Raw genomic sequence first — 14,649 nt, 5'->3', positions numbered from 1 at the left:
CGTCACACGTGCTCGTCGAAGAAGGCCACGACGTCGTCGGCGCGCTCGTTGATGTAGCGGTAGCCCTCATAGCGGCCTGTCGAGGGGTGGGTCTGCACGCCGAGGGATCGCGGCGTGCGCCGCGAGAACTCCTCGACGACCGCCATCTCGCCCCACGGATCGCCGGTGCCCTGCACGTACTGCACGACGGTCTCGCCCAGCAGCGGCGCCACCTGACCGGGGTCGTGCCGGCTCGGCAGCGGCGCGCGCATCGCCAGATAGATCAGGTCGATGCCGCGGGCTGCGAGGGGGCCGAGCGGTCCGAGCTCGGTGCGGGCGAACCGTCGGTTGAATCGCGGCACACGCGTCGGCTGCACAGCGAGCAGTGCCCGGATCGGCTGGCATTGCGGGATGCCGTAGATCGCGGTGTTCCCGCCGGCCGAGGTGCCGATCACGCCGATGCGCTCCGCGTCGACGTCGTCGCGCGTGCGCAGGTACGCCACGGCGCCCGCGAAGTCGCGCGCCTCGTGCGGCCCGTACGTGAGCGGCGGACGCGGCTGGCTGTCGCCGTGCCCGGCGAGGTCGAACAGCAGCACGTGGTACCCGGCGTCGTGCAGGGTGCGGGTGATCGGCAGGAAGTCGACGTCGACGTCGTGGAACGGCACCTGCCCGGCCACGTTCCCGGTGCGGTTCCACAGCCAGCCGTGCACGAACACGATGACCGGCCGGCGCTCGGACGCGGCGGGCACGAACCACCCGCGCAGCGCGACGCCGTCTGTCGACGAGAAAGCGACGTCCTCGAACGCCAGCTCCACCTCCGCCGGCGTGCGGGTCGGGGGCAGCACGCGACCCCAGACCATCAGGCGCACCAGCACGGGGAGCTTCGCGAGCCCGCGGGGCTGCTTCTCGGTCACGGCTTCGTCTCCCCGGCTGCGGGCACGGCCGGAACGTGCGCGCGGAAGTCCACGGCCAGCCCGCTCACCGGCAGCGGGAACAACTCGTTGGTGAGCGTGAGGTCCTGGTCGGGCAGCGTCCATGTCGCGTGCCGCAGCAGGAGGGTCAGGTACAGCTGCACCGCGACCGTGACGATGTTCTCGCCGGGGCATCGATGATGCGTCGCGTGGCCGTCGCCGTGCGGTACATAGCTTCCGGGCGGCAGCGCGGACTCGCGCGCCGGCTCGAAGCGTGACGGGTCGAACCGGTCGGGGTCCGGGAAGACGTCGGGATTGCGCATGTTGATGTGGATGCCGCCGATCGCGCCCCATCCGGCCGGGATACGGTACCCGCCGACCTCCATCGGCTCCTTCACGCGCCCGAAGAACGTCGCGGAGTTCATCGCGAAGTAGCGGCGAAGCTCTTTCGACACCTGCTCGAGGTAGTCCATCCGCTGCAGCTGGTCGAGGGTCACCTCTCCCTCCGGGGCGATGCGCAGCACCTCCTCGCGGGCGCGCTCGCGGATGTCCGGGTGCTGCGCCAGCACCATCGTGACCAGCACGAACGGCACGAAGTAGCCGCCCTGGCTTGCGAAGATCAGGTGGCGCAGATCGCCCTTGACGGCGTCGATCGGAACCTCGGCGTCCCGCGCGGCGGCCAGCAGCCGGGAGGTGATGTCGTCGAACTCGCCGTCCTGGTGGCGGGCGACGGCGACGTCGACCGCCCGCGCGAGCCGGTCGCGTCCTTTGATCGCGCGACCGAACTTCGTCCAGGGCAACGGCACCGGAAGCGTCATGAAGGCATCCCGTGCATCGGCGGAGGCGGCGTCGATCTCGGCGGCGGCCTCCTCGCTCTCGTCGCCGGTGTACAGGGCGCCCGTCATCCGGGCGGCCAGCCGCTGCAGGTCCGGCTGGATCGTGATCGGCCCGGGACGCGACATCCACCCGGAGACGACCTCCCCGATCAGCTGCTGCATCCGTGGCACGTAGGCCTCGATCGCCGAGCGGAACCCCACCCCCCGCAGCATCAGCGCCTTCCGGAGGTGGTGCTCATCGCCGTCGATCAGCGCCAGCGAACCCCGGAACATCTTCTCGGCCGTGATCGGGTCGGCATCGCCGCGTTCGATGCGGGGATCGGTGGCGAAGACGTGGAACGCCTCGTGTCCTGAGAACACGACGAAGTCGCTGCCGAACAGCCGCGTCTTGAAGATCGGGCCATACGCGGCCAGGCGGTCCTTGTAGAACCCGTGGTTGCTCCGCACGAGCGCGAGCGTCTCGCCCAGCCACGGTGCGCCGAACCGGCCGGGCGGCAGGGGGCGCGGTGCGCGGCCGCCTCTGGTGGTGGTCATCGGAAGTCCCTCAGCTCGCGGCCGCTGCCGGATCGGCGCCCGCCGTCGCAGCCTGTTGGGGTGTCGTGCGCTCGGACGTGCGGACCTTCCACGGTGCGAACGCGTTGTCGACCCCGGCCAGCGCCGGAGCGAGCTGGGGATAGTGCCGCAGCAGCACGCTGCGCATGTCGTTGTCGGCGATCCACTGCATGCCGGTCTTGGTGTAGTACTCCTCGGTGTAGCAGTCCGTGATGAACCGGTCGCTCTTCAGGCGCCTGCTCGCCATCAGGATGAAGACGCGGAACGCGGTGTCGCTGAAGCCGAAGCCCCGCGGCGGAGTCTCGGCGTGCATGCCCACCTGGAGGTCCACCTTCTCGACGTCGGCGTACATCTCCTCCAGCTCACGGGCCCACACCGGGTTGTCGGTGAGCTCGTCGAAGGTCGCCGCCGGCCGCAGATGCAGCTGCCGGCGGAACTCGTTGTAGCGAGGCACCCCGCGCTCGCGGTCCCGCATGATGTCGAGGGCCGCGAGGTCGAGCCGCAGACCGTCGGGAAGCGTGATGTCCTGCATCCACCGCGGGAAGTTGTGCAGTTGCACGGCACCCGGATGCTGCACCCCGAACGAATACCAGAGATCCGCCACGCGCGTGCCCGACGTGAGCACCCGGTGCGCGTTGAGCAGGATGATCTCGGGGAAGTCCATGCTGTCCAGGAGCGAGCCGTCGTCGACGGAGTGCACCTCGAGCGTGTCGGGCAGAAGCGGGTGGAGGCGGTAGACCGCGGCGAACTCCTCGGTGAGCTGGTACGGGCTCCCGTGGTGGTCGGAGGCCGAACCCGGAATGCCGCTGATCACCTCGCTCTTGCTGATCCGCCCGAAAAGGCGGTGCAGCTTCTCTTCGGCCAGCCCCCACCAGTTCGCCCGCATGGCGACTTTGAGGACCGGGTGCGAGATGATCGCGGGCGTCCACTCCACGGTGTGGATCTTCGCGATGAGAGCCGAGATCACCAGCTGGGCGATGCCGAACAGCTCGTCGTCGGTCAGGCCCGGGTGCTCGGCCTTCAGACGGTCGCACACCGCGTTGTGCTCCAGTGTGAACAGGGTGTGCAGCAGGCCCAGTCCGACCCACCAGTTCTCGCTGAACCCGGTGAGCGCGACGCCGGTCTCGGGGTCCAGTGGGAGGTGCCCGTCCTTGAGCACCAGCTTTCCGTCGACGTGGCTGCGCACCTCGTCGCGGCGCTGGGCGGTGCTTCCGTAGATCGCCGACGCGTCCCACCAGTGGGACTGGCTGTTGAGGTAGGTCGGCGGAAGGTCGCGGTCGGCGTCGGTGCGAGTGTCGTCGGCCTTGGTCCTCGGCACGCGCATGGGCGACTCGAACCAGTCGTCGTCCTCGGCGATGTCGATCTCGAGCACGTCGGCGGGCTCGCGGCCGTGCGCGAACCAGTCGTGGGTCTGGAACTGGATCCACGCGGCGGCCAGGAGGTTGAGCGACGTCGCCGGCGTGAAGGCGTCGCGTCTCATCAGCCGGCGGCTGATCTCGCGCGGATTGGGCGTCATCAGCTCGTCGCCCTCGGCCGGCCACGCGTGCGCGAGAGGGACGTTGCGTGCGAAGCGCGTGCCTGCGCGCCCCATGTCGGGATCGGAGAGGTCGTTGTAGGAGCCGTCCGGGGTGCGGAACCGCCGCTGCTCGTCGGTCGCTGCATCCGTCGTCACCGCCGTCGTCCGCGCGGGGTCGCCCGGAGAACGGGTGTCGTGGAGGTTCTGCTCACGCAGCTCGTCCCGCAGCGCGATCAGGTTGAACAACCCGAGGAGGAACGGCAGCCGGTGCCAGGGTCGGCGGCGGTTGATCCGTGCGTAGAAGCTTCGCAACACCTAGGTTCTCCTCACAGCCGGCGGGATTCGCAGGAGGGCAGGTCAGTGGATCTGCCCGAATCATAGTGAAGAGAGCACCGACCGGCCATGGTTCGTACATCGGGTTTCCTCGCCCGTCGCGACGCATCCGTTGCGGCCTGCCGTGAGAGGTCACTAGGTTGTGTCCCACGTGGGACCGGATCATCGCCGGTGCGGCATGTATCTGCGGCGCCGGCCCTGTCTCCTTCCAGTGTGTCGCCTGGCCCGGTCCAGTCGTCGATCCCCGAGAGAGCGAGCCGATGATCCCGTCGCACCACGATCCCTTCCGCCGGCACGATGCCGGGTGTTCCCCGGAGACGCGCTGAGATGGGCGCCGTCGAGTACGTCGACGCGGTCGTCGTCGGATCCGGTTTCGGTGCGTCGGTGTCGGCGTACCGTCTGGCCGAAGCGGGCCGATCGGTCGTGGTGCTGGAACGCGGACGCGCGTACCCGCCCGGGAGCTTCGCGCGCAACCCGTATGAGATGAGCAGGGCGTTCTGGGAGCCGAAGGACGAGCTTCTCGGACTGTTCGACATCCGCTCGTTCCGCAAGCTGGAGGCCATCGTGTCGTCCGGGCTCGGCGGCGGGTCGCTCATCTACGCGAACGTGCTGCTGCGCAAGGACGAGAAGTGGTTCGTTCACGACTCGCCGCTTCCGGGAGGCGGTTACGAGAACTGGCCGATCGGCCGCCACGAGCTCGACCGGCACTACGACGCCGTCGAGGCCATGATGACCCCCGCGCCCAACCCCTATCCCGATCTGCCGAAGGCCCAGGCGCTGCGAGAGGTCGCAGAGAAGCTGGGGCTCGAGGCCTTCTCACCGCCGCTGGCGATCTCGTTCTCGGTGCGCCCCGGTGCCGAGGCGCTGCAGAAGCAGATCGTCGAAACGCCCGAGTACGGGAACATCCACGGCGTCACGCGCCTCACCTGCCGTCTGTGCGGCGAATGCGACATCGGCTGCAACGAGGGCGCGAAGAACACCCTCGATCACAACTACCTGTCCGCCGCCGCACGCTACGGCGCCGACCTGCGCACACTGTGCGACGTCGACGGCATCACGCCCCTCGACGGCGGCGGCTACGAGGTGCGCTATGTGCGGTACGGCGAGATGCTCGCCGACGGACGGTACGAGCGCACGCGCGAGGTGATCCGCTGCGGACAGCTGTTCCTCGGAGCGGGCACGTTCGGCACCACGTCCCTCCTGCTGCGGAACCGCGTCGCGCTGCCCGCGATCGGTCGCGCGCTGGGCACGCGCTTCAGCGGGAACGGAGACCTCATCACCTTCTGCCTGGGTGCGGAGTCCACGACGGAGTCCGGCGCCACGCGGATCCTCGATCCGGCGTACGGACCCGTCATCACCACCGCCATCCGCCAGCCTGACGGGCTCGACGGCGAGGGCCAGGGCCGCGGCTACTACGTCCAGGAGGCGGGTTTCCCCGAGTTCACGAACTGGCTGGTCGAAACCGCCCAGATCACGTCGTCGATGCGACGGGCGGCGAGCGTCGTCTCGCAGATCGTGGCCCACCGACTGGCGAACCGGAACGAGTCGACGATCTCGGGCGAGGTCGCCAAGCTCGTCGGCCAGGGCCGCCTCACCTCGAGTTCGCTGCCTCTGCTCGGTATGGGCCGTGACACACCGGACGGTCGCATCAAGCTGACCGACGGCGAGCTCGACGTCGAATGGACGACCGCCACCAGCAAGGCGTACTTCGACGCCATGCGCACCACGATGCAGCAGATCACGCAGTCCCTCGGCGGGCGCTTCCGCGACAATCCGCTGTGGTGGACGAAGCGCGTCGTCACGGTGCACCCCCTCGGCGGCTCCCCCATGGGGCGTGCCGTGCACGACGGGGTCGTCGACAGCTGGGGCGAGTCCTTCGGCCACCCGGGTCTTTTCGTGGTCGACGGCGCCGCCGTGCCCGGTCCGGTGGGCCCCAACCCCTCGTTGACGATCGCCGCGATGGCCGATCGCGTCGTCGAGCACGTCCTCGAGAATCCCAAACCGGTGCCGGCGCGCACGCAGCGCACCCCCTCGCGCGCGGCACCCGCCGCGTCCGCCGCGCCCGCCGATCCCGTCGCCGGACGCGGGATGGAGTTCACCGAGCAGATGAAGGGCTACCTCGCACTGGACGAGACCGACCCGGTCGCCGGCTGGGAGATCGGCCGTCAGCTGACGCAACGGTTCATGTTCCAGCTCACGATCACCGCGCCCGACGTGGACCGCTTCGTCGCGGGCGACGACCACACCGCTGTGGCGGAGGGATACGTCGACTGCGACGTGCTGGGCGGGAGGCTGCCGGTGCAGCGCGGCTGGGCGAACCTGTTCGTCGCGGCCGGCGCGCACCGTGAGATGCGCTATCGCCTCTGGTTCAGCGATCTGTCGGGCGAGCCGGTGACGATGTACGGGTTCAAGACGGTGCGCGACGACAAGGGCTTCGACATGTGGACCGATACGTCGACCCTGTACATCACGCTGTTGCGGGGACACGTCCCCCCAGGCGCGGAAGGGGCGCAGGATGCCGACGCCGACGTCTTCGGCGCAGGGGTGCTGCGGATCCTCCCCCTGGACTTCGCGCGTCAGCTCACCACGTTCCGCGGCTCCGGGGGCGGTCCGCTCGCTTCGATCGCGAAATTCGGCACCTTCTTCGCGATGTCGATGAAGGATGCCTATCTGCGGCCCAAGCCCGCAGCCTCCGCCGCTGCGCCGAAGGAGCCGTCATGACTTCCGTGCGGTCACGGGTGCGGGACGAGGTCCACTTCCTGGAGGCCGGTGACGGCGCACCGCTCTCGCTCATCCGCGTGCTCGGAGACCTCGACGCGAGCAAGGGCCCGGTGCTGCTCGTGCACGGCGTCGCCATGCGCGCCGAGTCGTTCCGGCCGCCGACCCGGCAGGGGCTCGTCGATGCTCTGCTGGCCGACGGCTGGGACGTCTGGATGCTGAACTGGCGCGGATCGATCGACTTCGGCCCGCTGCCGTGGACCCTCGACGACGTCGCGCTCTACGACCACCCGGCGGCGGTGCGGTACATCCTCGAACGCACGGGGTCCGGCACGCTCAGGGCGATCGCGCACTGCCAGGGATCGACGAGTCTCAGCATGGCCGTCGTCGCCGGCCTCGTGCCCGAGATCGAGGTGATCGTCTCGAACGCGGTGTCGCTGCATCCGTCGCTCCGGCCGTTCTCACGAGTGAAGCTGCACGCGCTGCGTCCCGTACTGCAGCGCGGCAACGCGTACGTCGACATCCCGTGGCGGGACGGACCGGAGCGACTCGTGCCCCGCGTCACCCGGAACGCGGTGCGCTTGTGGCACCCCGAGTGCGGCAATCCGACCTGCAACATGGCGAGCTTCGCACTGGGGTCCGGGCATCCCGCCCTCTGGCGCCACGCGAACATCGACGCGGCCACGCACGAATGGGCATCGACCGAGTTCGGGCGCGTGCCCATGAGCTTCTACGCGCAGCTCGCCGCCTCCGACCGTGCCGGTCAGTTCGTGTCGGTCCGCGCTCGCCATGGCCTGCCTGAGCGCTTCGCGGCGGCGCCGCCGCGCTCCGACGCCCGGTTCGCGCTGTTCACCGGCACACACAACCGGGTGTTCCTGCCGGACAGCCAGCGTGCGACGCACGCGTTCCTGGAACGCCATCAGCCGGGGCGCCACACGCTGCACCTGCTCGACGGCTACGGCCACGCCGACGTGTTCCTGGGCGCACGCGCGCACGTGGACGTGTTCCCGCGCATGCTGGCCGAGCTCAATCGCTGAACCCTCGCGAAGCGCGGGCGCGGATCGCGCCTTGCGAGCCGGCGAGCGTAGCCTCGGACCGATGAGGCGTAGGCATCTGGACTCGAGCGCGATCGCGTCGGCGGGGTACGACCCCGACACCGCTCTGCTGGAACTGGAGTTCACCTCTGGCGAGGTGTACCGGTACTACGCCGTGCCGCGAGCGGTCTACCGCGGGCTGCTCGACGCCGACAGCGCCGGGCGCTTCTTCCGCGACCGCATCCGGGACGTCTATCCGGCCCGTCATGTGCGATGACGCCGGCGCGGCCCCCGCTTCGGGGTCGCGCCGGCGTCGCCGGGAACGCACCTGCCGACGTCACCGCTCGGCGTGCGGACGGATGCGAGGCGGGCTCAGCGGACCCCGGCGCGTCGACGCCTCGCGACGAGCAGGAGGCCCGCCCCGAGCAACGCGACGCCGGCGGCGATCGCCAGTCCGCTGACCGTTCCGCCCGTGACGGCGAGGGCGCCGGTCTGAGCTGCCGTGCCGGCGGGTCCGGCCGAGGGATCTGCCGGGGAGTCGGTGTCGGTCGGCTCGGTCGGGTCAGTGGGGTCCACCGGATCGGTCGGGTCCACCGGGTCGGTGGGGTCCACCGGGTCGGTGGGGTCCACCGGGTCGGTCGGGTCCACCGGGTCGGTCGGGTCCACCGGGTCGGTCGGGTCCGTGGGGTCCACCGGGTCAGTCGGGTCGGTGGGGTCAACCGGATCCGTCTGCGTGCACGGGATCTCGCCGCCGAAGAGGTGGTGGTGCAGTTCCCCGCCGCCGTGTGCGGTGAACGAGCGCGTGATCCACTGACCGTTGTGCGAGATTCCCGAGTCGAACGTGACGTCCGCGTTCGGCGCGAAGACGGCGCCGAGCTCGAGCCCGCTCACCGTCACCGGACCGGCGATCTCCGACAGGTCGAGCATGATGAATCTCGCCAGCGTCTGCTGAGCGCCCTGCTGAGCGCTCCAGCCCTCGATGTTGACCGGCCCGATCGCGGTGGTGCCGGAGGGAACTCGGATGATCAGCGGAGCCTGTGCGGTCGGGACGTAGCCGTCGAATCGGTCCTGCTTGATCACCTTCGGGCCCCACTCGCCGACGAGGTCGGCGTAGTCCAGCACGTTGGGCCGGTCGTCGGCGAAGCCGCTGGGGAACACGAGCCCGCCCTGGTCTTCGACCGTGACGTGGTTGACGCTGTCGGTGTCGTACATCGCCGTCAGGCACGAAGCGGCTGCTGCCGTGGAGCCGAGGTACGCCGCGACGGAGTCCTGATCCGTCGCGACCGCGTCGAGCGCCGCCTCGTCGTAAGGCATGCGAGGCAGGTGCACGACACCACCGGCCGCACTCTGCAGCATCACCTGTCCGGCATCGGGCGCCGCCGTGACGTCGGTGGTGTCGACGAGCTTGGCGGTCGCGTTCCATTCGGGCGTGCCGCTCGTCGCGCCGGCGTTCGTGACGTCGAAGGTGCCGCCTCCCAGGCGGCCGGCGAGGATTCGCACGGGCACGCCATCGACGAGCGGCACGGTGTAGTCAGCGCTTCCTGCCACATGGTGGATGAGCGGATAGTTGGCAGACGGCGTCGACAGCGTCCCGCCCGCAGCGACGGAGCCCTCGAGCTCGTGGTTGCCGAGGCTCACGTCGCCGCTCGCGACGACGGTGAATCCCCGGCTCGACGCGAACGGATTGACGGTGGATCCGGCCGCGTACGCGCCCGGAGCCGCTGCCATCGAGACGATGCCGACGGTCACTGCGCCTGCGATGAGGGCACGCCTCGAGCGCGCGCGGAAGAGTGGGGACATGTGGATGCTCCAGGTCGAGAAGGCACGCTGTCACGAGGGACAGCGGACGACATCGCTCGGGTAGCGAGGTCGGCTCGGTCGTCGCACCGAACGGGTGGCGGTGCAGAACGCGAACACCTATCAAGACGCGCGCGTGGTCGGGACATGACGCGACCCAGGAGACTCCCAGGTTCGCCTGACCGGCAGACCGGAAGCGGCTCGCGGCCTGCGCGCGCGGGGCGATCGGCGAGAACCCCGTAGACAGCGAAAACCCCCGGCGAGCCGGGGGTTTCAGGTGGTGGGCGATACTGGGATCGAACCAGTGACCTCTTCCGTGTCAGGGAAGCGCGCTACCGCTGCGCCAATCGCCCGAGTCGAACTCCGGTCGGGACCGGGAGTGGAGGTGGCGACGGGATTCGAACCCGTGTAAACGGCTTTGCAGGCCGGTGCCTAGCCGCTCGGCCACGCCACCGCGTGTGGTTTGACCCCACGTGCCGCGATCCCCCGGAGGGGATCCCTGCACTCGAGCGGATGACGAGACTCGAACTCGCGACCCTCACCTTGGCAAGGTGATGCGCTACCAACTGCGCTACATCCGCATTTCGTTCCCCGGATTCGCATCCTGGGCACTTGAAAGACTTTAGCCGATCCTCGGCGTCATGCAAAACCGAACGCGCCCCGCGCGTGTCACCTCTGCTGGTTCGAGCCAGGCCTCCACATCCGGTAGGATCGTTACTCGTCCCCCTCGGGGAACGGGCGATTGGCGCAGTTGGTAGCGCGCTTCCTTCACACGGAAGAGGTCATCAGTTCGAGTCTGGTATCGCCCACCGATAGAAGGCCCGGTCACAGCGACCGGGCCTTTTCGTTCGTGGTCCGTCAGTGCCCGACGGGCCAGCCGTAGCGGCGGTGCAGGACGTCGGCGATCCGCACGAATCGATCCAGATCGAGCGCGGATGCCTCGCGCCGCATGCCGTCTCGATGCACGCTGTAGATCTGCTCGACGTCCACCCACGAGGGCCGACGACGGGAGTCCCACTCCCCCGTGCCGATCGCGAGGAAGTCGCGGTCGCCCTCGTGGGCCTTGCTGGTGAGCCGGACCGCGTAGACGCGGTGCTCGTCCTGTCGCGCGATGACCAGCACGGGGCGGTCCTTCCCGCGACCGTCGTTCTCGTTGTACGGGACCCACGTCCAGACGATCTCGCCCGCATCGGGGTTGCCGTCGGGATCGGGCGAGTACGTGATCCGAAGCGCGTCAGGCGACGGCGGCGGGACTTCCACGGTGCCGGCGTCGCCGCGGATCGCGCTGCGCGGGGTCGGCGCGGCGGATGACGGCATCCGCCGGCGGAAGAGGCGCGCCAGTCGCGCGAGAAATCGGGAGGGCTCGGTCACGCGTTCACGATAGGGCACGGTAAAGGGGCGCCGCGGCCGGGGGGAAGCCGCGACGCCCCTGAGGGGTCTGACGATGCGGTCAGACGCGCTCGTCGAGGAGGTATCCCTCTTCGCCGTGGACGACGGAGTCGACGCCGGCGATCTCGTCCTCGTTCTTGACCCGGAAGCCCATGGTCTTCTCGATGATCAAGCCGACGACGAAGGAGACGACGAAGGAGTACACCAGGACTCCGATCGCGGCGACGCTCTGCGACACGAGCTGGCCGGCGTCGCCACCGACGAACAGGCCGGTCTCGGTGGCGAAGAAGCCCAGGTACAGCGTGCCGATGAGACCACCGACGAGGTGGATGCCGACGACGTCGAGCGAGTCGTCGAACCCGAGCTTCCACTTGAGCTCCACGGCGATGGCGCACACGGCACCGGCGACGAGTCCGAGCAGAAGGGCCCATCCGGGCGTCAGGTTGGCGCACGCCGGGGTGATCGCGACGAGACCGGCGACAGCACCCGAGGCGGCTCCGACCGACGTGGCCTTGCCGTCCTTGACCTTCTCGACGATCATCCACGCGAGGATCGCGGCAGCGGTCGCGCCGAGCGTGTTGATGACGATCGTGCCCGCGCTGGTGTTCTCCGGACCGAGAAGACCGAAGGTGCCCTCGGCGCCGGCGTTGAACCCGAACCAGCCGAACCACAGGATCGCGGCGCCCAGCAGCGTCAGCGGCACGTTGTGGGGCTTGTGGATGCCCTTCTGGAAGCCGATGCGCTTGCCGAGGACGAGGGCGAGGGCGAGAGCGGCGGCACCGGCGTTGATGTGGACGGCGGTACCACCCGCGTAGTCGATGACGGCCGGCAGTCCGGTGCTCTCACCCCAGTTGAAGATCCAGCCGTCTCCCCACACCCACGCTGCGACCGGGAAGTAGACGAGCGTGGCGAACACGCCGGCGAAGATCATCCACGATCCGAACTTGGCGCGGTCGGCGATGGCACCCGAGATCAGCGCGACCGTGATGATCGCGAAGGTGGCGCCGAAGGTGGCGCCGACGAGCGTCGCGCTGTCAGCCGAGGCGAGCCCGAAGTCCGAGAACGGGTTGCCCGAGAAGGCGAACGTCCCGCCGCCCAGGCTCATGTTGAATCCGTAGAGGATCCACAGCACGCTCACCAGGCCGAGCGCGCCGAAGCTCATCATCATCATGCTGACGACGCTCTTCGCCTTCACGAGTCCGCCGTAGAAGAAGGCGACGCCGGGCGTCATGAACAGAACGAGCGCCGTTGCTGCGATCGACCACGCGTAGTTTCCGCTATCCATGAGATTCCTCATCCATGTGTCGTGTTACTCAAGCTGCCGCAGCGTCGCACTCGGGTCGTGGACTGTCCGGGCCAAGCCAGTTTCGCGACCGGTGGTTTCCGGGGCGCGCCAAGGTGTGTTTCCCGCACGTTACGCACACCCGTGCCGCGTAAACATCGTGTTTCGCGGGGCCGAGTCGACGCCGGGAATCAGGCGAGAGTGGATGCGACCAGTCGCGAGATGGCCCGCAGATACTTCTTGCGATAGCCGCCCGAGAGCATCTCGTCGGGGAAGACGAGGTCAAGCGATGTGCCGGTTGCGCGGATGGGCAGCTCGGCGTCGTAGACACGGTCGATGAACGCCACGAAGCGCAGCGCGGCCGACTGGTCGGTGAACGGCGTGACATCCCGGATGCCGACCACCGAGAGATCATCGATCAGTTTGATGTACCGCGACGGGTGCACCCGGGCGAGGTGGGCGACGAGATCGTCGAACGCGTCATCCGAGGCGACACCGCGGGACGCGGCATCCGCGATCGCCGCGTCGTACTCGGGCGCCGTCAGCACCGCGGCGTGCCCGTCGACGGCACGGTGGCGATAGTCCGTCCCGTCGATGCGGATCGTCTGGAAGCTGGAGGCCATCGCGTGGATCTCGCGCAGGAAGTCCTGTGCGGCGAACCGGCCCTCGCCGAGCGCGTTGGGCGGCGTGTTGGATGTCGCGGCCAGCCGCGTCCCCGAGGCGACGAGTTCGCCGAGCAGCCGCGTCATCACCATGGTGTCGCCCGGGTCGTCGAGCTCGAACTCGTCGATGCACAGCAGATCGGAGCCGCGGAACAGTTCGACGGTGTTCTGGTAGCCCAGCGCTCCGACCAGAGCGGTGTACTCGATGAACGAGCCGAAGTACTTCCGCCGCGCCGGCATCGCATGGTAGACGGCGGCGAGCAGGTGGGTCTTCCCGACACCGAACCCGCCGTCGAGGTAGACGCCGGGCCTCACATCGGGGCGCTTGGCGCGACGGAACAGACCTCCCTTGACCGGACCTGCGGCACCGGAGAACACGCCGAGAAGATCCTTCGCGTCCTGCTGCGACGGGAACGCCGGGTCAGCACGGTAGGTGTCGAACGCGGCGTCGGTGAACTGCGGCGGCGGAACCAGCGCGGCGACCATCTCGGCGCCGGTGAGCTGCGGGGTCCGCTCGGCCAGGTGGACGACGCCCGTGCGCGCGGCGGGGAGGGTCATGGGGATCCTGTGTCGGAGTCTTACAACGGGGCTGTGCTCGCGCGTCCGGGAATCTAGGGTCGGACACGACGGTTCAACCCTAACCGTCACCGAACGCGCCCCGACCCGGGCGCGGCAGCCGGGTCAGACACCTACCGCGTCCAGGAGCAGCCATGACCGTCGAGCACGACACCTCGTCCCCCAAGTTCGCCGAGTACGCCGAGCCCGGCCGCCTCGTGACGGGCGAGTGGCTTCACTCCCACCTGGGCGAGCCCGGTCTCGTGGTGGTCGAGTCCGACGAGGACGTCCTCCTCTACGAGACGGGTCACATCCCCGGAGCGGTCAAGGTCGACTGGCACACCGAGCTGAACGATCCCGTCGTGCGCGACTACATCGATGGGGCGGGGTTCGCCGCGCTCCTCAGCCGCAAGGGCATCGCGCGCGACGACACCGTGGTGATCTACGGCGACAAGAACAACTGGTGGGCGGCGTACGCGCTGTGGGTCTTCTCGCTCTTCGGTCACGCCGACGTGCGCCTGCTCGACGGCGGTCGCGACAAGTGGATCGCCGAAGGACGCCCCGTCACGACCGAGACGACGTCGCGCGAGCCCACGGACTACCCCGTCGTCGAGCGCGACGACAGCGTCCTGCGCGCGTACAAGGAGGACGTGCTCGCACACCTCGGCAAGGGCCCGCTGATCGACGTCCGCTCTCCCGAGGAGTACGACGGGTCGCGCACGTCCGCACCCGCCTACCCCGAGGAGGGGGCGTTGCGCGCCGGCCACATCCCCACCGCACGGAGCGTTCCGTGGGCGCGCGCCGTCGCGGACGACGGCGGCTTCAAGTCGCGAGCCGAACTCGACGCCCTCTACCGCGGCGAGGTCGGGCTCCAGGACGACGACAGCATCGTGGCGTACTGCCGCATCGGCGAGCGGTCGAGCCACACGTGGTTCGTGCTCAAGCACCTCCTGGGCTTCGGCGACGTGCGCAACTACGACGGGTCCTGGACCGAGTGGGGCAGCGCCGTGCGCGTTCCGATCGCGACGGGCGCGGAACCGGGAGACCTCTGAGCGGCACGCCCGAGGCATCCGCGGCATGGGACG

11 protein-coding genes and 4 tRNA genes are annotated in these 14,649 nt (G+C 69.3%); 5 read left to right on the top strand and 10 right to left on the bottom strand.

Going from position 1 to position 14,649, the window contains the following annotated elements; genetic code table 11:
- Positions 1–2: 2 nt before the first annotated feature.
- The 3 genes from IM778_RS08750 to IM778_RS08740 are packed head-to-tail and all read right to left on the bottom strand — an operon-like array spanning position 3 to position 4,109.
- The gene (locus IM778_RS08750; protein WP_194411610.1) at positions 3–893 is read right to left on the bottom strand and encodes an alpha/beta hydrolase; all 891 of its coding nucleotides are present in this window, start codon (positions 891–893) and stop codon (positions 3–5) included.
- Positions 890–2,260: a cytochrome P450 gene (locus tag IM778_RS08745; RefSeq protein ID WP_194411609.1), complete on the bottom strand. Its 1,371-nt coding sequence runs from the start codon at positions 2,258–2,260 to the stop codon at positions 890–892. Before IM778_RS08745 ends, IM778_RS08750 begins: the two co-directional genes overlap by 4 nt.
- A 10-nt stretch (positions 2,261–2,270) precedes the next feature.
- Positions 2,271–4,109, bottom strand: a complete 1,839-nt coding sequence (locus IM778_RS08740) for a peroxidase family protein (RefSeq protein ID WP_228484810.1) — start codon at positions 4,107–4,109, stop codon at positions 2,271–2,273.
- Between the two features lie 345 nt (positions 4,110–4,454).
- Here IM778_RS08740 and IM778_RS08735 point away from each other — a divergent pair, with 345 nt between their 5' ends.
- The 3 genes from IM778_RS08735 to IM778_RS08725 all read left to right on the top strand — a co-directional run bounded on the left by IM778_RS08735 (position 4,455) and on the right by IM778_RS08725 (position 8,156).
- Complete coding sequence (locus IM778_RS08735) at positions 4,455–6,848, top strand: GMC oxidoreductase (RefSeq protein ID WP_194411608.1); 2,394 nt, start codon at positions 4,455–4,457, stop codon at positions 6,846–6,848.
- Entirely contained in the window at positions 6,845–7,882 is a 1,038-nt protein-coding gene (locus tag IM778_RS08730) for an alpha/beta fold hydrolase (RefSeq protein ID WP_194411607.1), read from the top strand. Before IM778_RS08735 ends, IM778_RS08730 begins: the two co-directional genes overlap by 4 nt.
- A gap of 61 nt (positions 7,883–7,943) precedes the next feature.
- Positions 7,944–8,156 carry a KTSC domain-containing protein gene (locus tag IM778_RS08725; RefSeq protein ID WP_194411606.1) on the top strand — a complete coding sequence of 71 codons (213 nt, stop codon included), beginning with the start codon at positions 7,944–7,946 and terminating at the stop codon, positions 8,154–8,156.
- A gap of 95 nt (positions 8,157–8,251) precedes the next feature.
- On the opposite strand, the gene IM778_RS08720 is transcribed toward IM778_RS08725, so the two are convergent.
- The 4 genes from IM778_RS08720 to IM778_RS08705 all read right to left on the bottom strand — a co-directional run bounded on the left by IM778_RS08720 (position 8,252) and on the right by IM778_RS08705 (position 10,257).
- Complete coding sequence (locus IM778_RS08720; protein ID WP_194411605.1) at positions 8,252–9,679, bottom strand: collagen-binding domain-containing protein; 1,428 nt, start codon at positions 9,677–9,679, stop codon at positions 8,252–8,254.
- A 275-nt stretch (positions 9,680–9,954) separates the two neighbouring features.
- Positions 9,955–10,029 (bottom strand) — tRNA-Val (locus IM778_RS08715).
- A 27-nt stretch (positions 10,030–10,056) separates the two neighbouring features.
- A tRNA-Cys gene (locus tag IM778_RS08710) sits at positions 10,057–10,130 on the bottom strand.
- Positions 10,131–10,184: 54 nt separating this feature from the next.
- A tRNA-Gly gene (locus IM778_RS08705) sits at positions 10,185–10,257 on the bottom strand.
- 155 nt (positions 10,258–10,412) lie between these two features.
- Between IM778_RS08705 and IM778_RS08700 the strand changes: the two genes are divergently transcribed.
- Positions 10,413–10,485, top strand: a tRNA-Val gene (locus IM778_RS08700).
- Positions 10,486–10,534: 49 nt separating this feature from the next.
- On the opposite strand, the gene IM778_RS08695 is transcribed toward IM778_RS08700, so the two are convergent.
- The 3 genes from IM778_RS08695 to zapE all read right to left on the bottom strand — a co-directional run bounded on the left by IM778_RS08695 (position 10,535) and on the right by zapE (position 13,567).
- Positions 10,535–11,047: a type II toxin-antitoxin system PemK/MazF family toxin gene (locus tag IM778_RS08695; RefSeq protein WP_420488850.1), complete on the bottom strand. Its 513-nt coding sequence runs from the start codon at positions 11,045–11,047 to the stop codon at positions 10,535–10,537.
- Positions 11,048–11,126: 79 nt separating this feature from the next.
- The gene (locus IM778_RS08690) at positions 11,127–12,350 is read right to left on the bottom strand and encodes an ammonium transporter (protein WP_194411604.1); all 1,224 of its coding nucleotides are present in this window, start codon (positions 12,348–12,350) and stop codon (positions 11,127–11,129) included.
- 188 nt (positions 12,351–12,538) lie between these two features.
- The gene (gene zapE, locus IM778_RS08685) at positions 12,539–13,567 is read right to left on the bottom strand and encodes a cell division protein ZapE (RefSeq protein WP_194411603.1); all 1,029 of its coding nucleotides are present in this window, start codon (positions 13,565–13,567) and stop codon (positions 12,539–12,541) included.
- A gap of 152 nt (positions 13,568–13,719) precedes the next feature.
- Between zapE and IM778_RS08680 the strand changes: the two genes are divergently transcribed.
- The gene (locus IM778_RS08680) at positions 13,720–14,616 is read left to right on the top strand and encodes a sulfurtransferase (protein WP_194411602.1); all 897 of its coding nucleotides are present in this window, start codon (positions 13,720–13,722) and stop codon (positions 14,614–14,616) included.
- Positions 14,617–14,649: the final 33 nt, after the last annotated feature.

Origin of the sequence: Microbacterium cremeum (assembly GCF_015277855.1) — a bacterium.
GTDB classification, from domain to species: Bacteria; Actinomycetota; Actinomycetes; order Actinomycetales; family Microbacteriaceae; genus Microbacterium; species Microbacterium cremeum.
Note: the sequence above shows the minus strand (reverse complement) of the source record. Positions and strands in the feature narration are given on the sequence as shown.